This is a genomic window from Bacillus sp. NPDC094077 (assembly GCF_050279465.1).
GTDB lineage: Bacteria > Bacillota > Bacilli > Bacillales > Bacillaceae_G > Bacillus_A.
The window spans coordinates 886152-909342 of sequence record NZ_JBNNUF010000001.1; the positions used below are offsets into that span (position 1 = coordinate 886152).

Here is a 23191-nt window from a genome sequence, read left to right on the forward strand (position 1 = left end):
CACTTTATAAAAGAACACAATTTAAAATCCTATGAAATTATAGCATAATATAGTATTATAAGAAATTTCAACTTGTGTATCAAAATGATAACATAAAATCATATTGAAAAACTCGGAAATTATTACAATTGAAAGAAAAATGAAAATATTCATATTCATTTTTCCCACAAAACAGCATCCTATTTCAAATTCCATTAAAAAAAATGATACGATAGAATGAGATTATACATTAAGGGAGACGGTCAAGATGAAACAACCACTCGCACATCGAATGCGCCCTACAAATATTCAAGAAATTATCGGGCAACAGCATTTAGTTGGTGAAGGAAAGATTTTATGGCGAATGGTCCAAGCAAATCATTTTCAATCTATGATTTTATATGGTCCTCCAGGTACAGGAAAAACATCAATCGCTAGCGCAATTGCAGGAAGTACTGGTACCCCGTTTCGCCTATTAAACGCTGTGACGCATAATAAAAAAGATATGGAAGTTGTCGTACAAGAAGCGAAAATGCATCGACACCTCGTTTTAATTTTAGATGAAGTGCACCGTCTAGATAAAGCAAAGCAAGACTTTCTATTACCTCATTTAGAAAGTGGACTTCTTACTTTAATTGGTGCAACGACAAGCAATCCGTTCCATGCGATAAATTCCGCTATTCGAAGCAGATGTCAAATTTTCGAATTACATGCTTTAACAGAAGATGATATTTTAATTGGTTTAAAACGAGCTCTTGAAGATAAAGAAAAAGGGCTTGGGGAATATGATGTAACTGTTACGGATGAAGCATTATATCACTTTGCAAATGCATCAGGCGGAGATATGCGTTCAGCTTACAATGCACTTGAACTAGCAGTTTTATCTAGCTTTACAACTGACGACAAGGCCGTGGAGATTACGTTAGAAATCGCAGAAGAATGCTTACAAAAAAAGAGCTTCGTTCACGACAAAGGTGGAGATGCTCATTATGACGTATTATCAGCATTTCAAAAATCAGTGCGCGGAAGTGACGTGAATGCAGCACTCCATTATTTAGCACGTCTTATTGAAGCAGGTGACTTACAAAGCATTGGTAGACGCCTACTCATTATGGCATATGAGGATATCGGACTTGCTAGCCCGCAAGCTGGACCGCGTACGCTCGCAGCAATTGAATCAGCCGAACGAGTCGGTTTTCCGGAAGCACGTATACCACTTGCAAATGCTGTTATTGAACTTTGCCTATCACCGAAATCAAATTCAGCTTATAAAGCACTTGATGCCGCATTACACGATCTACGTAACGGACAAACAGGTGATATTCCAAGTCATTTAAAAGATAGTCACTATAAAGGGGCTGAATCGTTAGGTAGAGGCATTGGATACTTATATCCACACGACCATCCAAATGGATGGGTACAACAACAGTACTTACCTGATAAAATAAAAAACAAGCAATATTATAAACCGAAAATGACAGGGAAATTTGAACAAGCACTTTCTACTGTGTATGAAAGATTACAAAGCTCGCATAAAACGAAGAATTAAGGGTAATATAAGCGAAAACGTCACCATTACGGAGGCTTCGCTTATGAAAACACGTCAAGATGCATGGACAAAAGAAGACGATCTCCTTTTAGCAGAAACTGTTTTACGACATATCCGCAGCGGAAGTACACAAATAAAAGCATTCGATGAAGTTGGCGATGCTTTGAACCGTACTTCCGCAGCTTGTGGCTTTAGATGGAACGCTGAAGTAAGACCAAATTATGAAGACGCAGTGCAACTTGCAAAAAAACAGCGTAAAGAGTTAAAACGTTCTGAAGCAAAAATAGAAAAAGAGCAGTTTACAAAAACGAAACAACTCGTAATCGATGCCGAGTTTTCGGAAGATATTACGCCAAATAAACAAGATCTTACAATGCAAAATGTCATCTCATTTTTGCAAAACTTGGAGCATAATGACCCTTCGCTCACAAAATTACAAACTGAAAATGACGTCTTACAATCACAGCTCACTTCCCTACAAAAAACGAATAATGAACTTGAAGCCAAATTAGCCGTTCTCACAAAAAAACAACAAGCAATCGAAGAGGACTACGCAATGCTTGTTAGAATTATGGATCGTGCTCGGAAAATCGTTTCAGTCGAAGAACAAGAAGAGCAGATTGCTCCAATTTTCAAAACGGATCAAAATGGAAATTTAGATATTATATATTCAGCAGAAAATTAACAAACAGGGATGTCACTAAGTCAAAAATTTGACTTGGAGACATCCGCCTATAAATCAGACAAATACGATCATTACTTACTAACTTCACTTACATTCGAACTAATAGTATTGGAAATATCAATATTTCTTTCATACATATAAAAAAGCATATATCCGAAATGGATATATGCTTTCCTTTTATCCCGCTATTTGCGGACAGTAAGACTCCCACCACAAAATTCGGCAAATGCAAGGAAGTTAGGTGGGATTTCAACTGCCCGTAAAAGCCCGATTGGTTCAACTAATAATCAGCGGGGAATGCCCCCACTGATTAAAGTTTCACTTTATTCTTGCCCTACACGCTTCACTTCTACGTTTTTAATACGCTCACGTACAACGTGACTTGCCATAATTAAACCTGCCACAGATGGTACGAACGCATTTGAAGAAGGTGGTAATTTCGCTTTACGAATTTTTGCATTTTCGTCTGGTACGATTTCTTTACGTACTTCTTCACGAATTACAATTGGGTTTTCGTCAGAGAAGACAACTTTTACACCTTTTTTAATACCTTCTTTACGAAGCTTCGTACGAATTACTTTCGCAATTGGATCTGTATGTGTTTTAGAAATGTCCGCAATACGGAAACGAGTTGGGTCCATTTTATTTGCTGCACCCATACTTGAGATAATTTTAATTTTACGACGTAAACATTGTTTAATTAAATGAATTTTGAACGTAATCGTATCAGATGCATCCACTACGAAATCTAATCCATGTTTAAAGAACTCTTCATATGTTTCATCAGTATAAAACATTTCTAGTCCAATTACTTCACACTCTGGATTAATGTCTGCAATACGCTCTTTCATTAATTCTACTTTTGAACGTCCAACAGTAGATAATAAAGCATGAATTTGACGGTTTACGTTTGTAATATCTACAACATCTTTATCAACCAATACAAGACGCCCTACGCCAGAACGCGCTAACGCTTCAGCTGCAAAAGAACCTACGCCGCCAATCCCTAAAATACCAACTGTACTATTTTTTAATATTTCAAGTCCTTCTTTACCGAAGGCTAATTCATTACGTGAAAATTGATGTAACATTCAGCTCTACACTCCTATTACAAAAATGGTCTACCATGTATTCTAGCGTTTTTCCGACTATTTGTATAGAAAAAGTTATAGAATTCCTAAAAATACATATTTCAAACAAAGAAACATAATGTAAACCGGACTTTTTAAACAACCTCAAAAAAAGTCTAGACGGCTATAGTATAACCATCTAGACTTTATTCTTACTTCTCTTCTTTCACGTTCAACTTCAAGTTCAGTTCTTCAAGCTGTGCTTCTGCAACTGGGCTTGGAGCTTCTGTTAATAAGCAGCTTGCGCTTGCTGTTTTCGGGAATGCAATTGTATCACGAAGGTTCGTACGACCTGCCAGTAACATAACAAGACGGTCTAAACCTAGTGCGATTCCGCCGTGTGGTGGTGTACCGTATTCGAATGCTTCTAATAAGAATCCGAATTGCTCTTGTGCTTCTTCTTGTGAGAATCCAAGCGCTTTGAACATTTTTTCTTGTACGTCACGCTCGTAAATACGAAGTGATCCACCACCAAGCTCATAACCGTTTAATACAAGGTCATATGCTTGTGCACGTGCTTTTTCTGGTGCTGTTTCTAAAAACTCAACGTCTTCACGGAATGGCATTGTGAATGGATGGTGAGCTGCAAAGTAACGATCTGCATCTTCATCGTACTCAAGAAGTGGCCAATCAGTTACCCATAGGAAGTTAAATTTACTTTCGTCAATTAACTCAAGTTCTTTACCTAGACGTAAACGAAGTGCACCTAAGCTATCTGCAACAACGCTCTTCTTATCTGCTACGAATAGTAATAAGTCGCCAGCAGTAGCTTCTAATGTAGTCATTAACACGTTTGCATCTTCTTCACCGAAGAATTTCGCAATCGGTCCTTTTAAACCGTCTTCTTCAACTTTAAGCCAAGCTAGACCCTTTGCACCGTATACTTTTACGAATTCAGTTAATGCATCGATGTCTTTACGAGAGTATTTGCTCGCAGCACCTTTTGCATTAATTGCTTTTACTTGTCCGCCGCTTTCTACCGCACTTGTAAATACTTTAAATCCACAACCTGCTGCAAATTCAGATAGGTCTGTTAATTCCATTTCAAAGCGTGTATCTGGCTTATCAGAACCGTAGCGAGCCATTGCATCAGCGTAAGTCATACGAGGGAATGGTGCGTTAATTTCTACACCTTTCGCATCCTTCATAACTTTCGTCATCATGCGCTCCATCATATCTAAAATTTCTTCTTGCGTTAAGAATGAAGCTTCGATATCGATTTGTGTGAATTCTGGTTGACGATCCGCACGTAAATCTTCGTCACGGAAACAACGTGCTACTTGATAGTAACGCTCAAATCCACCGACCATAAGAAGCTGTTTAAATAATTGTGGTGACTGTGGTAATGCATAGAATTCACCGTCATGTACACGGCTTGGTACTAAATAGTCACGAGCTCCTTCTGGTGTGCTCTTCGTTAAAATTGGTGTTTCAACTTCTAAAAACTCTTCTGAGTCTAAGAAGTTACGAATTGTTTTTGTTACGTCGTGACGCATTTTGAATGTGTTGAACATTACAGGACGACGTAAGTCTAAGTAGCGATATTTTAAGCGTACATCTTCTGATGCATCTGTGTCATCAGCAATAATGATTGGCGTTGTTTTCGCTGCGTTTAATACGTTTACTTTCGTTGCTTGTACTTCAATACGACCAGTTGCCATATTGTCATTAATTGCGCCTTCGCCACGTGCAACAACTGTACCTTCTACATGTAATACGTACTCACTACGAATTGTTTCTGCTACTTCTAACGCTTCTTTCGATGTTTCTGGGTTAAATACTACTTGTACGATACCTGTACGGTCACGTAGGTCAATAAAAATTAATCCACCTAAGTCACGGCGTTTTTGTACCCAACCTTTTAATTGAACTGTTTGTCCAACCGCTTCTACTGTTACTTTTCCACATGCATGTGTTCTTTCAGCCAATGTAAGTTCCCCCTATATTAATTTCTCTGCTACATATGAAGCAAATACATCTAATGCTACTTCTTCTTGTTCGCCTGTTGCCATATCTTTTAAGTTAATGATGCCTTTATCTAGCTCATCTTCCCCTAATACAGCTACAAATTTCGCCTTTAGACGATCTGCTGATTTAAATTGTGCTTTCATTTTGCGATCTAAATAATCTTTTTCAACTGACAATCCAGCTTTACGAAGATCAAACGCAACTTTTGCAGCATGATCTTTCGCTTTTTCACCAAGCGCTACAACATAACAATCAATACTATGTTCAATTGGTAATTCAATGTTTTCAGCCTTTAGCGCCATAATTAAACGTTCAATACTCATCGCAAAACCGATACCTGGCATTTCTGGTCCACCGATTTCTTGTACAAGTCCGTTATAACGACCACCACCGCTTAATGTCGTGATAGCACCGAAACCTTCTGCCTCACTCATAATTTCAAAAACAGTATGTTGATAGTAGTCTAAACCACGCACTAAGTTCGGATCTTTTTCAAATGGAACATCCATCATCGTTAATAGTTCTTGAACTTTGTCGTAGTATACTGCTGACTCTTCATTTAAGTATTCTGTAATAGATGGTGCTGTACCCATTAATTCATGGTTACGGTCCTTCTTACAGTCTAAAATACGAAGAGGGTTCTTTTCTAAACGAGATTGACAGTCAGAGCAGAACTCGCCGATACGTGGCTCAAAGTGCGCGATTAATGCGTCGCGGTGTGCTTGACGGCTCGCTGCATCACCTAAGCTGTTTAATACAACTTTAATATTTTTTAAGCCCATGCCGCGGTAAAACTCAACAGCGAGTGCAATTACTTCTGCATCAATTGCAGGATCGTTACTACCGATTGCTTCAATACCGAATTGTACGAATTGACGATAACGACCTGCCTGTGGTCTTTCGTAACGGAACATTTGACCGATATAGTATAATTTCGTTGGTTGTGTTGCATCACCGAACATTTTGTTTTCAACGTAAGAACGTACAACAGGTGCAGTACCTTCTGGACGTAGTGTTAAACTACGTTCTCCACGATCTTGGAATGAGTACATTTCTTTTTGTACGATATCTGTCGTATCACCAACGCCACGTAAAAATAGCTCAGTGTGTTCAAAAATTGGTGTACGAATTTCTTTATAATTGTAACGACGGCAAATTTCGCGTGCTTGCCCTTCGATATACTGCCATAGCTCAACGCTACCCGGAAGGATATCTTGCGTTCCGCGTGGGATTTGAATAGACATATTCAGTTCCTCCTCAAATTGTTTTAATCTTAATAAAAATAAAAAAACTCCCGCCTCTACTGTTTAAACAGTAGGGACGAGAGTATTATACCCGTGGTGCCACCCTAATTGAAGCACGTATGCTTCCACTTTTTTAATAACGCTTAAATGTGCGTTCATCTCTACTAAGCATATATGCCGTTCAAGTTGAAACCTCTAGAGTGTCATTCAATCAGTCATCATGTAGAAATGTTTTCAGCCTAAGACATTTCTTCTCTTTCCATGTGTGTCTCATTTACTCTTCTCTTTCAACGGTTATATTCATATGTAAATATAAAATTACTATACGTTTGTTGAGTAGGATTGTCAAGTGGTCTAGGAGCGTTCAATTTGCTTCTTTAGACGCTTTACATCTTGAAGTGAAATCCCAAACTCAGAAGCAAGTTCCATTGATGTATTGTTTTGTTCTTTTGAAATAAAATCATGAAAATTCACGTTAAACAATTGATTTGCACCATTTGTAACAGAATGCCCTTTTTCATTCATACGCATACGTATATCCCTCACATTCAATATGGATGTTTTACTTGTTATTGTTCCATATTGATGAAGTAGTTATACGTATAAACAAATAACGTTATTCCATACCACCCTTATATAAGTAATCCGCTCTTTGAACCATAAAGAATGTTACAACCATTGCTGCCATTACAAATACGACCCAAGTACTGTAACTTAACACCGCGAAAGTAACTCCTAATGCATGTAAAAGAATAGCTAAGCTAAATCGCAATGAAAATTTCATATCTTTAAAGATTGACCAATTCATATACTATCTCTCCTTATCACACATACACTCAATTTTTTACCATTTTTTACATTATACTATATAAGAAATAATCCGAGCTATTGATTCCAAACAAACATTAGCATTCGATTCACAACAATAATAATAGCCAATCCACTCGCCAGCATAGGATGCTTCAAATGATACAACGCTGCAACACCTACTCCAAAAACGATAATTTCTAACAGTACATGCAATATACCTTGTACTTCCCACTCTGCATTCGGTGCCCCAAATAGCGCCCATACGACGGCAACAACAACCGGAAGAATAATCGCAAGTGTAATTTTTATAGCCGTTATTGTCCCTACCCGAAATCCCCAGTATCCAACAATCCCAAGAACACATAACTCTAGCATAAAACGTAAAGCTATATTGAATTCTTGAAGCATGCTACACCTTCTTTTCCTTTTATTCCCCTTCGAATTAATCCTATGATAAATGAACAAAACATACAACAAAGTATAAAAAAGAGAGGACTATATAATCCCCTCTTTTTCAACAACACTATTTACTTTCCACAATTAAGGTCACCGGACCATCATTGATCAAAGAAACGTCCATCATTGCTCCGAACTTCCCTGTTTCTACATGCAATCCTTGTTTACGAACTTCTTCATTAAAGAAATCGTATAAGCGCTCTGCATAGTCAGGTTTCGCAGCATCCATAAAGTTTGGACGTCTTCCTTTACGGCAATCTCCGTATAATGTGAATTGCGAAATTGATAGAACTTGTCCTTCTACATCAAGTACTGAATGGTTCATCTTTCCGCTCTCATCTTCAAAAATGCGTAAGTTCGCAATCTTTTCTGCAATGTAAGTTGCATCTTTTTCTGTATCTTCATGCGTAATGCCAACTAGCAATGTTAGACCGAATGGAATTTGCCCTACAATCTCACCATCTACTGTGACAGACGCTTCCTTTGATCGTTGTAAAACAACTCTCATCTTTCTACACTCCCTATTAATGCATCATGCGTCGTACTGCATAAATTTCCGGAACACGTTTAATGCGTTCTACTACTTTTTTCAAATGTTGTAAGTTACGAATCGAGATTGACATATTAATTGTCGCCATCTTATTACGGTCACTTCTACCAGAAACAGCTGAAATGTACGTTTTCGTCTCTGTAACAGCTTGCAGCACTTCATTTAATAAACCACGGCGATCGTAACCTGAAATTTCAATATCAACGTTATACTCAATTTCTTTTTCAGGACTACCTTCCCACTCTACTTCTAATAAACGTTCTACAGCTTCTTCTGTATGAACATTTACACAATCACGACGGTGAATCGATACACCTCGGCCTTTCGTAATATACCCAACGATATCATCGCCCGGAACTGGGTTACAGCATTTTGATAAACGAATTAATAAATTATCCGCACCACTTACTTTAACGCCAGAATCCCATTTTCGAATTTTCATCGGTTTACGAACTTCTTTAACTTCGACGATTTCTTCTTCTTCACGTTGTTTGCGGAACTTGTCCGTTAGTCGCGTAACAATTTGTGATGCAGTGATGCCATTATATCCAACTGCCGCAAACATATCCTCTTCATTTGCAAAGTTAAATTTCTCAGCAACACGTTTTAAATTGTCAGGAGCTAATACTTCTTTCATCTCATACTCTAGACCACGTACTTCTTTTTCAACAAGTTCACGGCCTTTTTCAATATTTTCGTCTCTACGTTGTTTCTTAAAGAATTGACGTATTTTATTTTTCGCATGAGATGTTTGAGCAAGTTTCACCCAATCTTGACTTGGGCCATACGAATGTTTCGATGTTAAAATTTCAATGATGTCACCCGTTTTTAATTTATAATCAAGTGTCACCATTTTCCCATTTACTTTTGCACCAATTGTTTTGTTTCCAATTTCCGAATGGACACGATATGCAAAATCAATCGGAACAGATCCAAGAGGTAATTCCATTACATCGCCTTTCGGTGTAAAGACGAATACCATGTCAGAGAATAAATCAATTTTTAATGACTCCATAAATTCTTCAGCATTAGAAGCTTCATTTTGCCATTCTAATATTTGACGGAACCAAGTTAGTTTCTTCTCTAGTGTACCCGTTGTTTCTGCTGTCTTTCCTTCTTTATACGCCCAGTGTGCCGCGATCCCAAATTCTGCAATTTCGTGCATTTCTTTCGTACGAATTTGCACTTCAAGTGGATCGCCTTTCGGTCCAATTACAGTCGTATGAAGAGATTGATATAGATTTGCTTTCGGCATTGCAATATAATCTTTGAAACGACCTGGCATCGGCTTCCAGCACGTATGAATAATTCCAAGCACCGCATAGCAATCTTTAATACTGTTTACAACGACGCGTACAGCTAATAAATCATAAATTTCATTGAACTGTTTGTTTTGCAGTGCCATTTTACGATAAATACTGTAAATATGCTTTGGTCTTCCAGAAATCTCAGGTTGAATTGCAACTTCTTTTAATTTCTCACGAATACCAGTCATTACTTCATCTAAATATTCTTCACGCTCTGCACGTTTACGCTTCATTAAATTTACAATACGATAATATTGTTGCGGATTTAAATAGCGAAGTGACGTATCCTCTAGCTCCCATTTAATAGTACTAATTCCGAGTCTATGTGCTAAAGGTGCAAAGATTTCTAACGTTTCATTCGCAATGCGACGCTGCTTCTCTTGAGGCAAATGTTTCAATGTACGCATGTTATGAAGACGATCAGCTAGTTTAATTAAAATAACTCGAATATCTTGAGCCATTGCGATAAACATTTTGCGATGGTTTTCTGCTTGTTGCTGCTCATGAGATTTATATTTAATCTTTCCGAGCTTTGTAACGCCATCGACAAGCATAGCTATTTCTTTATTAAATTCCCGTTCAATATCTTCTAGTGTAATTTCTGTATCTTCCACTACATCATGCAAGAAACCTGCCGATACTGTAGATGGATCCATGTGTAAATCAACTAAAATACCTGCAACTTGAATTGGGTGAATAATATATGGTTCACCCGATTTCCTATATTGTTCGCTATGTGCATCGCGTGCATATTCATAGGCACGTGCCACTAGCTCAATATCTTCATCCGCTAAATATTGACTTGCTTTCTCGAGTACCTGTTCAGCTGTTAGTACTTGCTCATTTGCCATCGAATCACCTTTTATTGAAAATTGACTTTATCTTTATTAAATAGAATAAATTATATTCTATCATTATAACCCAATGATTGTGAATTGTGAAAAGGAAAAGATTTTACTGACATTTCACCTTATTTTTTTGTTCAATTATACAAAAGTACCCGCTCCTCTCCAAGAGATTCACGGGTACTTTTTATCACCGTAGTTTTACCTATATAGTGATTAGTATTTTTCTAATACTAATACATCGTAACCATCTAACATTTTACGACCATCTAAGTAAGTAAGCTCTACTAAGAATGCAATCCCTGCTACAACTCCGCCAAGTTCTTCAACTAGCTTAATTGTCGCTTCAATTGTTCCGCCTGTAGCTAATAGATCATCTGTAATTAATACGCGTTGACCTGGTTTAATTGCATCTTTATGGATTGTTAAAACATCTTTACCATACTCTTTACCGTAGTCAACTGTAATTACTTCACGTGGTAATTTCCCTAATTTACGAACTGGCGCAAACCCTACTTCTAATGCATAAGAAACTGGGCAACCGATAATAAATCCACGTGCTTCTGGTCCTACTACAAGGTCAATATCTCTTTCTTTTGCATACTCAACGATTGCATCTGTTGCTGCTTTATATGCTTTTCCGTCGTTCATTAAAGGTGTAATGTCTTTAAACACAATACCTTCTTTTGGATAATCCGGTACAATTGCGATATGTTGCTTGAAATCCATATTTCTGAATCCTCCTCAGATATAAAAGGTTTGTAAATACAAATCCTTTACCCTAACTGTTCTACTTCTTTATGATTACGAATCGTTTCAAACCATGTATATAGTTGCTGATATGTGCTATAAACCAATTCTTTTTCTAATTGTAAATGGTTCATTTTCTCACGATATGTGTTCGATTCAATTAAATCACGCTTTTGTTTTTTGTCTGCCATAAAAATGACACCATCTTTTATTGTAACAAATTCTAACTCAAAAAACACCTGTGTCATGAAATTTACTGTATCTTTTGACCAGCCTTTATGACGACATAGCTGTTCCCCATATTGCCTTAAAGAAAATGGGGATTTTTGGTTCAAGAACGAATAGTACCACTTAAAGTGTTCTCTCGTTGGAACTGTACTAAATAAATGATTATTCTCTTGATAAAATAGCGTATAAATTCGCGATGGGAATCCCACTTTAAATAGGTCACGTAATTCATCTGTTCCTTTCGGCAAATCAAGCAACACGATGTATTGATCATCTAAATGAGTTACCTCTGATGCATGCACGAGATGTTCTTTATAGTCTTCTAAAGAAAACTTATTCAACACCTCTTCAGAAAAATACACCATTGTTATTTTTTCTTTCGGAAGTTCTGCTAAATTTGCTTCTGCATTACGCATACTACGCCAATCAAATAGTTGCCATGCCTCTACAGCAATATCTTGTACCATTAATTGTGGCTTCTTAAAATTATTCCATTCATTAATGGATGCTTCTCCTATTACAGATACCTTTGCAACTGGAGAAATTTCTTTTGCATACGCACCAAATCCAAATCCAATTGTATCCAGTGTTGCTTGTCCATCACGAAGAGCCATCTTCAAATGGGACCCATCTGATCCGATTGCACGGATACTTTCTAACTCAGCATCTTTCACTGCAATACGTGGTTTCGGATTTCCAACACCAAATGGTGCTAACTTTTGCATATCTTCAATTGCTGCAAGTGTTACATCCTCTACTTTACAAAAAGCATCGACTGCTGTAATTGGGATAAAATCTTCTTCTGTTAAAATTGCATCCGCTTGCTCATTTAAGCGGCGGCGTAATTCATCTACATCATTCATATGTAGCGTCATTCCCGCTGCCATCGGATGCCCCCCGAAGTGTGGTAATAACTCTCTACAATCTGACAAGTTTGCGAACAAATCAAACCCTGCAATACTACGCGCTGAACCCTTTGCTGTTTCTTTTATTGGATCAATGCTTAATACAATCGTTGGACGATAATAGCGTTCAACTAATTTAGAAGCGACAATTCCAATTACACCTGGATTCCAGCCTTCTTTTGCAAGCACTAACACTTTATTCTCTTCTGGCGGAAAATTATTTTCAACTTCAGCGATAGCTTCTTCTGTAATTTGCTTTACAATATCTTTTCGCAGTTTGTTTAGCTCATCAATTTCTTCAGCTAACTCTTTTGCTTCCTCTGGATCATCTGATAATAAAAGATGTACAGCCGGTGCTGCATCTTCTAAACGTCCAACCGCATTAATACGCGGCGCGATTGAGAAGCCAATACTTTCTTCTGTAATTTCACTTTGCGAAACGTTAGCAACTTTAAATAGCGCCTTTAAACCGATATTTTTCGTCATGCGCATATGTTTTAAGCCGCGCTTCACTAGCAATCTATTTTCACCATGAAGTGATACTAAATCAGCTACTGTACCGATTACTGCAATTTCTAATAAATGTTCTGGTACACGACCTAATAGTGCATGCGCAACTTTAAACGCAACACCTACACCAGCTAAATAGTGAAACGGATACACACCACCATCTAGTTTCGGATGAATAATCGCAAGCGCCTCTGGTAATTCCGGCGGTGGCTCATGGTGATCTGTAATAATAAGATCTATTCCAAGCTCCTTCGCTACCTTCGCTTCATATACCGCTGCGATACCAGTATCAACAGTAATGATTAATGAGAACCCCGCACTATGCGCCCAACGAAACGCTTCTTCGTTTGGTCCATAGCCTTCTGTAAAGCGGTTCGGAATATAAAACTCTACATCTGCACCTAACTCTTGCAGAGCAAGATATAATACCGTTGTACTACTTACTCCGTCCGCATCATAATCACCAAATATTAATATTTGTTCTCCATTTTGAATCGCCTTATTTACACGTTCTACTGTTCTGTCCATTCCTTCTAATAAAAATGGATCATGAAATTCTTGATTTTCTGTATTTAAAAAATCTAAAATCTTATCTTCTGTATCTAGTCCTCTACCGAGGAATAAAGAGACAACAAGAGGTGACAATTGCAATTTACTTGCTAATTCACTCACTCGCTCTTCATTATATTCTTTTTCTTTCCAACGCGTCTTCGGTTGTAACACGAAATCACCCCTTAACCTGTTCATTATACAAGACAGATTAAGGGGTGACAATATAATGCAAACTACGATGCAATATCTGCATACTAAAATGTTGATGACGTTTAATTTGGGGAATACGGATTTATATGTACAAAAACATTTTGTACGTTATCTTGTTTCATAAGCGTTTCTTTCACATGCTTTCCAATGCGGTGCCCTTCTTCTACAGTAATGTACGGATCTACAGACACTTTAATATCGACAATGACATAATGCCCATGTTCCCTTGCATATAAAGAACCAATTTTTTTCACACCATTTACTTGAAGGACTGCTTCTCTAAGCGGAATAACATCCTCCTCATGAAGAACGTGATCAAGCGTTGCATGAATTGCTTCCGCTCCAATACTCCATGCCATCTTTGCAACAAGAAGCGAAACAAATAGTCCTGCAATCGGATCGGCATACACAAGCCAATCTATACCGAACTTCCCTCCGATAATAGCTGCACAAATACCGATTAAAGCTGCAATTGAAGAAAACACATCCGAACGATGTTCATATGCATTTGCAATAATTGCATCACTATTTACCCTCTTCCCTAATCGATATTTATATTGAAACATCCCTTCTTTTACTATAATCGAAAGAACAACAGCAAAAATCGTAATTCCCTTCGGCGGCTCTAGTTCTTGCGAAAAAGCTTTTATAGACGAAATCGCGATTTCCAATCCAACAATGAATAATAATACCGCAACAATAATCGCTGAAATCGATTCCGCTTTACCATGACCATATGGATGATCTTCATCAGGCGGCTGCTTGGCTGCTCGCAATCCAAAAAGTACAGCTAGCGAACCAATTACATCTGATCCAGAATGTACGGCATCCGCTAATAGCGCTTTACTGTTTCCAATATAACCAATTACCGCTTTTATAATCGCTAATATAATATTACCAACGATGCCGACAATAGCACCAAACTCGGCCTGTTTAAAACGTTCATCTTTTTCCATAATTAAAATCCCTTCTTTTCTTAACCTCTCTTGTTATCCCGATTGGTGTGGCTAGTAATCCGTGGGGGATGAACAAAACCCCCACGGATTACAATTTAACTTTATTGTAACAAAAACAGCGATGACATTACCACTTACTCCCATTTCCCCTTTCAAAAGTCGCTATCTTATTGTATCCACAAACGAAAAAAGAGATGCCTCATTATGAGGCATCACCTTTTTTATACTTGCGGTTCAGATACTTCTTTCTCAACCTTCTTCTTTCCTTTACCCTTTTTCAAACGACGGTTTTCAAGTAGTAACCAAATTTGAGAAGCAACGAAAACAGAAGAGTACGTACCTACAATTAATCCAACAAGTAACGCAAACGAGAAGTTACGTAGCGACTCACTACCGAAGATAAGTAGCGCAATTACTGGGAATAACACTGTTAATACGGTGTTAATCGAACGCCCAAGCGTTTGGCGAATACTTGCATTTACGATTTCTTCTAGGTCTTTTATGTCGCGAACTCGCTTTTTCTGTTTGTATAGCTCACGGTTTCTATCAAATGTAACAATTGAGTCATTAATAGAATAACCAATGATTGTTAATACTGCAGCGATAAACGTTAAGTCTACCTCTAATTGGAAAATACTAAACATAACAATCATAACGAATGCGTCATGTAGTAATGCAAGCACTGCAGATAACGCATACGTAAATCGGAATCGAATACTTACGTATAAAATGATAACCGCAGAAGCAATTAATACTGCGATAAATGCATTTCGCGCAATTTCTTTACCGATTGTCGGTGAAACTGTACTTACGTTTGGCTCTGTACCATATTTATCGTGGAAGAATGTTTTTGTTTTCGCAATTTCATCTTTTGATAGAACACCTAAAGTACGAACGGCGAATCCTTTATTGCCATCTCCAGTCGGTACAATATTTTCTTCCTTCACATCAATCTTCAGTTCGTTGAAATCTTTATGAACGTCAGACACAGTAAGTGCTTGTTTTGATTGCAAGTCAATACGTGTACCACTTGCAAAGTCAATACCAAGATTCATTTTGAAAATTGGTAGGATAATTGCACCTGCAATTACAACAACAATCGAGAAGATAAGGAATTTATGACCGATATTTACGAAGTTAATACGATCAAATTTCGTTGGTGGATGTACTACACCTTTTGTTAATGGAATAATATCCTTTTGTTTCACACCAAAATATCCTGGTTTTTTATCGAAGTAACGGCTCTTTACAAGTAAACCTAGTAAGAAACGAGTACCGAATACGTTCGTAATGAAACCGACTAAAATACTTACGATTAAACTTGTTGCGAAACCTTTTACAGAGCTATTACCGTAAACAAATAATACACCAGCTGCTGCAAGAGTTGTAATATTCGCATCTAAAATTGTTGCTAATGAACGATGGTTACCAGCACGAAATGCTGACATCATTGACTTACCAATTTTCAGCTCTTCCTTTAGCCTCTCGTACGTAATGATATTCGCATCAACTGCGATACCTACCCCGAGCACTAATGCCGCAATACCTGGTAACGTAAGAACTGCATGCATCCAGTTAAAGACAAGTAATGTAACGAAAATGTATAACCCTAACATAATAACCGCTACAAGTCCTGGTAAACGGTAGAATACAAGCATGAATAAGAAGATAATAGCAATACCGATCGCACTAGCGAAAATCGTTTGCTCTAATGCTTGTTGACCAAATTTTGCTCCAACAGATGTTGAATACATTTCTTTCAAATCAACAGGAAGTGCACCTGCATTTAATAAAGATGACAGTTCTTTCGCACTTTCAACTGTGAAGTTTCCACCTACGATAGATACTTCAGCTTGATTAAATACTTGTTCTACTGTTGCTGCTGATAAAAACTTCGGATTCGGTTTTGCAGATTCTGCTTTATACGAGTCTTTTCCTTCTTCAAAATCAAGCCAGATTACCATTAAATTCGTTGGTGGTGGCATTTTTGAAATCTTTTCAGTTACTTCACGGAATTTTTCAGCGCTTTTTAACGTAAGTCCAACACTTGGACGACCTTTATCATCAAATGTTTGCTTCGCTCCACCGCCTTTTAAATCCGTTCCATCCATAAGAAGATTGTCATTCACATCACGGAATGTTAATTTCGCTTGTGTTGATAACATTTCACGTGCTTTTTGCTGATCTTGTACACCAGCAAGCTGTACACGAATTCGATCTTCCCCTTCGATTTGAATGTTCGGCTCACTTACACCGAGAACATTAACACGATTTTCAAGAGCACCTACTGTACTTACAAGTGCATCACGATCGATTTTATCACCTTTTTTGGCTGGTTTTACTTCATACAGAATTTCAAAACCACCGCGAAGGTCTAGTCCTAGACTAATTCCTTTTGCTATGTCTTTTCCTGCCGCACCAATTACTCCACCAATTAATAAAACGATGAGGAAAAAGGCGGCAATTCTTGTACCACGCTTTGCCATATGTACCCTCTTTCTGCTACTAACACTTTCAATAAATCTCTTACGATTCACTTCTAGACGTGTGCACACGTCTAGTTAGTAGACTTCCTTTCTTAAAATACATGTGTTTCTTGCTAGTTCATCACTAGCTGTGTCGGTAAGACCTACGTAATACCTACACTTTCATTATTTATTTTTCTCTGCACTACCTCCTTTATATATAATCTTAGACGTAATTATTTCCTCTTTATCAATACATATCATTATACTGCAAAAGGAAGAACAAACCAATTGCAGTCGGTTATTTATTTTCATACTCATCAAATGACCAAAGTGGTGCTTGATACGCTTCAACAGTTAAATATGTCATATATTCATTAGCTGTTACTCTTAATACATCATTTACTAATTCATACAATCTAACATCGCTGTCTATTTTTTTCCACTTTTTCACTTTAAGAAACTTCCAAATGTCATCATCTGTCACTCGGTCATAGCCGAACATTTGAAACTCTTCTACTTTACTTTCTAAAACGACTTGTAACTGTCCGCGGTATGATTCTACCAAATCTTCTTTTTCTAACATACGTAACATCTCCTTATAATTTCAGCACGAAAAGTCGCTTTTAATCCCGCTCTAATGGACAGCAATAACTACTTTCAAGAGCACTATCATACTTCACTCTCTTAAATGCTTGTCATTCTTGTCTCGTACGTGCATATAAATTATTGTAAATCATTCCACTGATTTTGAGAAGGTAGGAGAAGACCATGACAAGACAAAGCTTTTTAAAAGGCGCATTTATTTTAATGATAGCCGGATTTATTACCAAAATCCTTGGATTTATTAACCGTATTGTAATGGCACGTATTTTAGGGGAAGAAGGCGTTGGCCTTTATATGATGGCCGTTCCTACATTCATTTTAGCAATTACATTAACACAAATCGGTCTTCCTGTCGCAATCGCAAAATTTGTAGCAGAAGCGGAAGCAGTGAACGATAAACAAAAAATTAAAAAAATATTAACAGTATCACTAGCTGTTACATCCGTTATTAGTATCATTTTAACAGTTGGAATTATGCTCCTCACACCTATTTTAGCAAAAACATTATTAACCGACGAAAGAACGTACTATCCATTAATAGCCATCTTACCTGTCGTTCCTGTTATTGCTGTCTCTTCTGTTTTACGCGGTTATTTCCAAGGGAAACAAAATATGAAACCTAGTGCTTATGCTCAAGTTCTAGAACAAGTTGTCCGCATTACAATTATCGCTGTATGTATTCGTTTATTTTTACCTTACGGCGTAGAATATGCTGCAGCCGGTGCTATGTTATCAGCCGTTCTCGGTGAAGTTGCATCCTTATTATTTTTACTCACTTTATTCCAGCGTGAAAAACATTTATCTATACGCTCTGGATTTTTCACTACTGTAAAGGAAAGCAAAGGCACATTTTATTCTCTTATGGATATTGCCCTTCCAACTACAGGAAGCCGTTTGATCGGTTCCATTTCTTATTTTTTTGAACCTATCGTCGTTATGCAAAGCTTAGCAATCGCCGGAGTCGCTGCTTCTGTTGCAACCCAACAATACGGTATATTAAACGGTTATGCATTCCCACTTCTATCACTACCCGCCTTTATTACATATGCTCTTTCTACAGCGCTCGTACCTTCTATTAGTGAAGCAATGGCAAAAAGGCAACATAAATTAGTGGAGCACCGTTTACAACAAGCACTTCGAATTTCATTAATTACTGGTGGATGGTCCGTCGTTATATTATACGTATTCGCTTCTCCTGTTTTGACTCTTATGTACGGATCAGATAGTGCAACAGCATTCATTCAACTTCTTGCACCGTGTTTTTTATTTCATTATTTTCAAAGTCCACTTACTTCTGTTTTGCAAGCTTTAAACTTAGCACGAGCTGCAATGATGAATACATTTATTGGCGCCATCGTAAAATTAATCGTTATTTTTGTACTAGCTTCAAGGCCAGAATTTCAAATGATGGGGGTTGCCCTCGCTATCGCAGCAAATATCGTAACAGTAACATTCCTTCACTACGCTACCGTTTTAAAAAAGATTACCTTTACCATTTACGCAAAAGATTATATTTTCGGCGGACTTGCCATCGGTATTGCAGGTGCCTTCGGTTTTTACCTTCATAAGTACATTATTTTCTCTCATTCACTTAGCATACAAACAATATGGGAAATCACTTTAACAACAATCGTTTATATTGTTCTCCTCTTCACCTTCAAACTGATTCGAAAAGAAGAATTAAGTCGTCTTCCTATCATTCGTAAACTTTCATTTTTGAAGTAAAGCGAAACTTTAATCAGTGGGGCTGTTCTCCCACTGATTATTAGCTCACACCAATCGTGCTTCCCCTTCCAAATGGTAAGCTTCTAATTTCCTTTCAAATCAACAAAGAATTGTCCGTTTTGAAAGCTACAGTATAAAATTTTTGTTATATCGTTATAACCTAAGTTTTTTAATTTTTCAATGAGCCATTCGTCTGTATGTTCAATCATTTGCAAATGATTAAATTGAATTTCCCCATCAATAATTAATGGGAGTGTAAAAACCGGCGTATCATTTTTACTCTTTTTACTTTTTTGTTTTTGAAAAATAGATAGCTTTCCTGATGGTTCTAAAATAGCGTATTCTACATCACGCACATCTCCGACCCCTTGCTCTCTTAGTTGCATCATTAAATCATCTATGTTATATCGCTGCTTCCGCATCTTTTTTTCATCAATCTTTCCCGCATTTATAAGAATAGCCGGTTCTCCTTCTATTAAATGTCGAAAACGCTGAAACTTTAAAGAAATGACTGACAATATGATTTGGATGCACATAAGAAAAGTCATCGGAACTAATTGGTGCCAAAGTGATTTATCTGTATTTTCAATGGCAACGACAGCCATTTCGCCAAGCATAATGAATACAACTAAATCTAATACACTTAATTCTCCAATTTCACGTTTACCCATCAGGCGAAAAATAATCAAAATGATTATATATAAAAGCATTGTTCGCCCAATTATTGATACCCATTCCATTTCTACATCTCCTTTTTTATTTATAGATTCCCCTATAAAAAAGAAACTAGTCTAACTTGAGCAAAAGGAAAATATGCTTGTATTAAAAAGGGGGAATGCATAAATGGATGGAACGAAAAAATTATCAACTGCAATTGGCTTCGGTATTGTTACCCTACTTATCCTCGCATCTATGACTAGCATGGTTATGGCTCTTTTATTAAAGTTTACGAATATAAATGAAGGGACATTAGCCGTTACTATTTTTATACTCGCTCTTTTATCTATGCTTATGTCTGGGTTTATTGCAGGAAAAAAGGCACAAGGGAAAGGTTGGTTAGTAGGTTTCACAACAGGACTTACATTCTCCATACTTGTTTTTCTCGTTAACTATTTGGGCTTTTCTCAAACTTTATCGAACTCACAGTTACTTTATCAATTAGCATTAATGGGTGCGAGTACACTCGGTGGTATTTTCGGTGTAAATATGTCAAAGCAAAATAACTAAAAAAAGCCCTGCACATTTCATGCAGGGCCTTCCTCATTAGTTTTTCACAACTTCACGAATCGCATTACGATCGAAAGTTAAGTGTGAGCCACCAGATTTAATAACGATTTTCGTTTCATCTACTGATTCAATTGTACCGTGTAAACCACCGATTGTTACGATTGCATCACCTTTTGCCAACTCACTTTGCATTTGAGCAACTGCTTTTTGACGCTTTTGTTGCGGGCGAATTAATAAGAAATAGAAAATCGCAAACATCGCAACGATCATAATGATATTCATCATACCTGGATTCATCTTTTGTTCCTCCTTTTAAATTATGTATTAGAAGTTTTTAGCATTCGGTTTATTAAAGCCATACTGTTCAAAGAATTCTTCGCGGAAATCGCCAAGACGGTCTTCACGAATAGCTTGTCTCACCTGCTCCATTAAGTTTAACAGAAAATGAAGGTTGTGATAAGACGTTAAACGAATTCCGAACGTTTCATCACATTTCATTAAGTGACGAATGTACGCACGAGAATAATTTTTACATGTGTAGCAATCACAGTTTGGATCAAGTGGACCGAAGTCTCTTGCGAATTTCGCATTTTTTACAACTAGGCGGCCTTCACTTGTCATACATGTACCATTTCGAGCGATACGAGTTGGAAGTACGCAGTCAAACATATCAATACCACGAATTGCACCATCAATTAATGAGTCAGGAGAACCCACTCCCATTAAGTAACGTGGCTTATTATCTGGAAGAAGTGGTGTTGTAAACTCAAGTACACGGTTCATAATATCTTTTGGTTCACCAACAGATAAACCACCTACAGCATAACCAGGGAAGTCCATTGAAACAAGGTCTTTTGCACTTTGACGACGAAGCTCTTCAAACTCTCCGCCCTGTACAATACCGAATAAACCTTGATCTTGTGGACGTTCATGTGCTTTTAAGCAACGTTCTGCCCAGCGGCTTGTACGCTCTACAGACTTCTTCATATATTCAAAAGTAGCTGGGAACGGTGGACACTCGTCAAATGCCATCATAATATCTGAACCTAATGCATTTTGAATTTCCATCGCTTTTTCTGGTGATAAGAATAATTTATCTCCATTTAAGTGATTACGGAAGTGAACACCTTCCTCTTCAATACGGCGAAAGTCACTTAAACTAAATACTTGGAAACCACCAGAATCCGTTAAGATTGCACGATCCCAGTTCATAAATTTATGCAAACCGCCTGCTTCACGAACAATTTCGTGACCTGGACGTAGCCATAAATGATACGTATTACTTAAAATAATACCAGAATCCATTGCTTTCAATTCTTCTGGTGACATCGTTTTAACTGTTGCAAGTGTACCAACTGGCATAAATGTCGGTGTATCAAATGAACCGTGCGGCGTATGCACACGACCTAAACGGGCACCCGTTTGTTTACATGTCTTAATAAATTCATAACGAATTGCTGTCATAATTTACTCCTTTTATTTGTTTCTCATTTTAGCGCGAGATGCAACGAACATCGCATCACCAAAGCTAAAGAAACGATATTTTTCTTTTACTGCTTCATTATAAGCATGAAGTACATTATCTCTATTTGCGAATGCACTTACAAGCATGATTAATGTTGATTTCGGTAAGTGGAAGTTTGTAATTAAACCATCAATTGCTTTAAATTCATAACCTGGGTACATAAAAATATCTGTCCAGCCAGAAGCCGCGCAAAGCTTACCGTCATGATCTGTCGCAATTGTTTCTAACGTACGAGTTGACGTCGTACCTACAGTAATAATACGTCCACCATTCTCTTTCACACGATTTAATAATGCAGCTGTCTCTTCAGACATATGGTAATATTCTGCGTGCATATGGTGTTCTTCAATCGTATCTGCAGAAACTGGTCTAAATGTTCCAAGCCCTACATGCAGTGTAATAAATGCTAATTGAACGCCTTTTTGCTTCAACTTCTCAAGTAGCTCTTCTGTAAAGTGAAGCCCCGCAGTCGGCGCTGCTGCTGAACCGATTTCTTTCGCATATACTGTTTGATAGCGATCGCGATCTTCCAGCGTCTCTTTAATATATGGAGGAAGTGGCATTTCACCAAGTTCATCTAAAATTTCATAGAAGATGCCGTCATATGAAAATTCAAGCTGACGTCCACCTTGATCTGCAGTTCCAATGCAAGTTGCTTTTAATTTCCCTTCGCCAAAAGAAATAACAGTTCCTTCTTTTACACGTTTCGCTGGCTTAACAAGCGTTTCCCACTTATCGCCTTCCTCTTGTTTTAAAAGAAGCACTTCAATGTGTGCGCCTGTATCTTCTTTCACACCGTGCAAGCGAGCTGGCATAACTTTCGTTTCATTTAAAACTAAGCAATCCCCTTCATGTAAGTAAGAAAGAATATCCGTAAAATGTTTATGCTCAATGTCACCTGTTTCACGGTCTAACACCATCAATCTTGATGTTTCACGATCTTCTAGCGGGACTTGTGCAATAAGTTCTTCTGGTAAATGAAAATCAAACAGATTAATATCCATAACTA

The 23191-nt window shown here is 37.5% G+C and carries 21 protein-coding genes and 1 other annotated feature; of the genes, 4 read left to right on the forward strand and 17 right to left on the reverse strand.

Annotation, left to right across the window (positions count from 1 at the left end; all coding sequences use genetic code 11):
• Positions 1-247: 247 nt before the first annotated feature.
• Together ACQKNR_RS04650 and ACQKNR_RS04655 are read left to right on the forward strand one after the other, a co-directional pair.
• The gene (locus ACQKNR_RS04650) at positions 248-1528 is read left to right on the forward strand and encodes a replication-associated recombination protein A (protein WP_427315688.1); all 1281 of its coding nucleotides are present in this window, start codon (positions 248-250) and stop codon (positions 1526-1528) included.
• 43 nt (positions 1529-1571) lie between these two features.
• Positions 1572-2213, forward strand: a complete 642-nt coding sequence (locus tag ACQKNR_RS04655; protein ID WP_427315689.1) for an RsfA family transcriptional regulator — start codon at positions 1572-1574, stop codon at positions 2211-2213.
• A gap of 323 nt (positions 2214-2536) precedes the next feature.
• On the opposite strand, the gene ACQKNR_RS04660 is transcribed toward ACQKNR_RS04655, so the two are convergent.
• From ACQKNR_RS04660 to ACQKNR_RS04720, 13 genes are all read right to left on the reverse strand, one after another.
• Positions 2537-3304, reverse strand: a complete 768-nt coding sequence (locus ACQKNR_RS04660; protein WP_427315691.1) for a tRNA threonylcarbamoyladenosine dehydratase — start codon at positions 3302-3304, stop codon at positions 2537-2539.
• Positions 3305-3495: 191 nt separating this feature from the next.
• Entirely contained in the window at positions 3496-5271 is a 1776-nt protein-coding gene (gene aspS, locus ACQKNR_RS04665; protein WP_427315693.1) for an aspartate--tRNA ligase, read from the reverse strand.
• 12 nt (positions 5272-5283) lie between these two features.
• Complete coding sequence (gene hisS, locus ACQKNR_RS04670) at positions 5284-6555, reverse strand: histidine--tRNA ligase (RefSeq protein ID WP_427315695.1); 1272 nt, start codon at positions 6553-6555, stop codon at positions 5284-5286.
• Between the two features lie 69 nt (positions 6556-6624).
• Positions 6625-6855 (reverse strand) — a binding site (T-box leader).
• Positions 6856-6909: 54 nt separating this feature from the next.
• On the reverse strand, positions 6910-7086 hold the full coding sequence (locus ACQKNR_RS04675; protein WP_001242605.1) for a hypothetical protein: 177 nt from the start codon (positions 7084-7086) through the stop codon (positions 6910-6912).
• A gap of 85 nt (positions 7087-7171) precedes the next feature.
• Positions 7172-7363 (reverse strand): damage-inducible protein DinB, encoded by a 192-nt coding sequence (locus ACQKNR_RS04680; RefSeq protein ID WP_427315697.1) that lies wholly within the window; start codon positions 7361-7363, stop codon positions 7172-7174.
• A gap of 77 nt (positions 7364-7440) precedes the next feature.
• Positions 7441-7773 (reverse strand): YrdB family protein, encoded by a 333-nt coding sequence (locus ACQKNR_RS04685; protein ID WP_427315699.1) that lies wholly within the window; start codon positions 7771-7773, stop codon positions 7441-7443.
• Between the two features lie 115 nt (positions 7774-7888).
• Positions 7889-8329 (reverse strand): D-tyrosyl-tRNA(Tyr) deacylase, encoded by a 441-nt coding sequence (locus ACQKNR_RS04690; protein WP_001266956.1) that lies wholly within the window; start codon positions 8327-8329, stop codon positions 7889-7891.
• A gap of 16 nt (positions 8330-8345) precedes the next feature.
• A complete protein-coding gene (relA, locus tag ACQKNR_RS04695; protein ID WP_071718556.1) occupies positions 8346-10529 on the reverse strand; it encodes a GTP diphosphokinase in 2184 nt (727 codons plus the stop codon).
• A gap of 210 nt (positions 10530-10739) precedes the next feature.
• Entirely contained in the window at positions 10740-11252 is a 513-nt protein-coding gene (locus tag ACQKNR_RS04700) for an adenine phosphoribosyltransferase (protein ID WP_000346214.1), read from the reverse strand.
• Positions 11253-11299: 47 nt separating this feature from the next.
• Entirely contained in the window at positions 11300-13639 is a 2340-nt protein-coding gene (recJ, locus tag ACQKNR_RS04705; RefSeq protein WP_427315701.1) for a single-stranded-DNA-specific exonuclease RecJ, read from the reverse strand.
• Between the two features lie 101 nt (positions 13640-13740).
• Complete coding sequence (locus ACQKNR_RS04710; protein WP_427315703.1) at positions 13741-14634, reverse strand: cation diffusion facilitator family transporter; 894 nt, start codon at positions 14632-14634, stop codon at positions 13741-13743.
• A 221-nt stretch (positions 14635-14855) separates the two neighbouring features.
• Positions 14856-17120 (reverse strand): protein translocase subunit SecDF, encoded by a 2265-nt coding sequence (gene secDF, locus ACQKNR_RS04715; RefSeq protein WP_427315705.1) that lies wholly within the window; start codon positions 17118-17120, stop codon positions 14856-14858.
• Between the two features lie 280 nt (positions 17121-17400).
• Positions 17401-17685 carry a post-transcriptional regulator gene (locus tag ACQKNR_RS04720; protein WP_427315707.1) on the reverse strand — a complete coding sequence of 95 codons (285 nt, stop codon included), beginning with the start codon at positions 17683-17685 and terminating at the stop codon, positions 17401-17403.
• A 185-nt stretch (positions 17686-17870) separates the two neighbouring features.
• On the opposite strand from ACQKNR_RS04720, the gene spoVB reads away from it, so the two are divergent.
• Entirely contained in the window at positions 17871-19430 is a 1560-nt protein-coding gene (gene spoVB / locus ACQKNR_RS04725) for a stage V sporulation protein B (RefSeq protein WP_427315709.1), read from the forward strand.
• Between the two features lie 83 nt (positions 19431-19513).
• Here spoVB and ACQKNR_RS04730 read toward each other — a convergent pair whose 3' ends face one another.
• The gene (locus ACQKNR_RS04730; RefSeq protein ID WP_427315711.1) at positions 19514-20170 is read right to left on the reverse strand and encodes a DUF421 domain-containing protein; all 657 of its coding nucleotides are present in this window, start codon (positions 20168-20170) and stop codon (positions 19514-19516) included.
• 103 nt (positions 20171-20273) lie between these two features.
• Between ACQKNR_RS04730 and ACQKNR_RS04735 the strand changes: the two genes are divergently transcribed.
• Entirely contained in the window at positions 20274-20657 is a 384-nt protein-coding gene (locus ACQKNR_RS04735; RefSeq protein WP_427315713.1) for a TIGR04086 family membrane protein, read from the forward strand.
• A 36-nt stretch (positions 20658-20693) separates the two neighbouring features.
• Here ACQKNR_RS04735 and yajC read toward each other — a convergent pair whose 3' ends face one another.
• From yajC to queA, 3 genes are read right to left on the reverse strand one after another with little or no spacing between them, the layout of a single operon-like run.
• Positions 20694-20954 (reverse strand): preprotein translocase subunit YajC, encoded by a 261-nt coding sequence (yajC, locus tag ACQKNR_RS04740; RefSeq protein ID WP_427315715.1) that lies wholly within the window; start codon positions 20952-20954, stop codon positions 20694-20696.
• A 27-nt stretch (positions 20955-20981) separates the two neighbouring features.
• Positions 20982-22121: a tRNA guanosine(34) transglycosylase Tgt gene (gene tgt, locus ACQKNR_RS04745; RefSeq protein ID WP_000125372.1), complete on the reverse strand. Its 1140-nt coding sequence runs from the start codon at positions 22119-22121 to the stop codon at positions 20982-20984.
• A gap of 12 nt (positions 22122-22133) precedes the next feature.
• Positions 22134-23186, reverse strand: coding sequence for a tRNA preQ1(34) S-adenosylmethionine ribosyltransferase-isomerase QueA (gene queA / locus ACQKNR_RS04750; RefSeq protein ID WP_427315717.1), 1053 nt, complete (start codon positions 23184-23186; stop codon positions 22134-22136).
• Between the last annotated feature and the right edge of the window lie 5 nt (positions 23187-23191).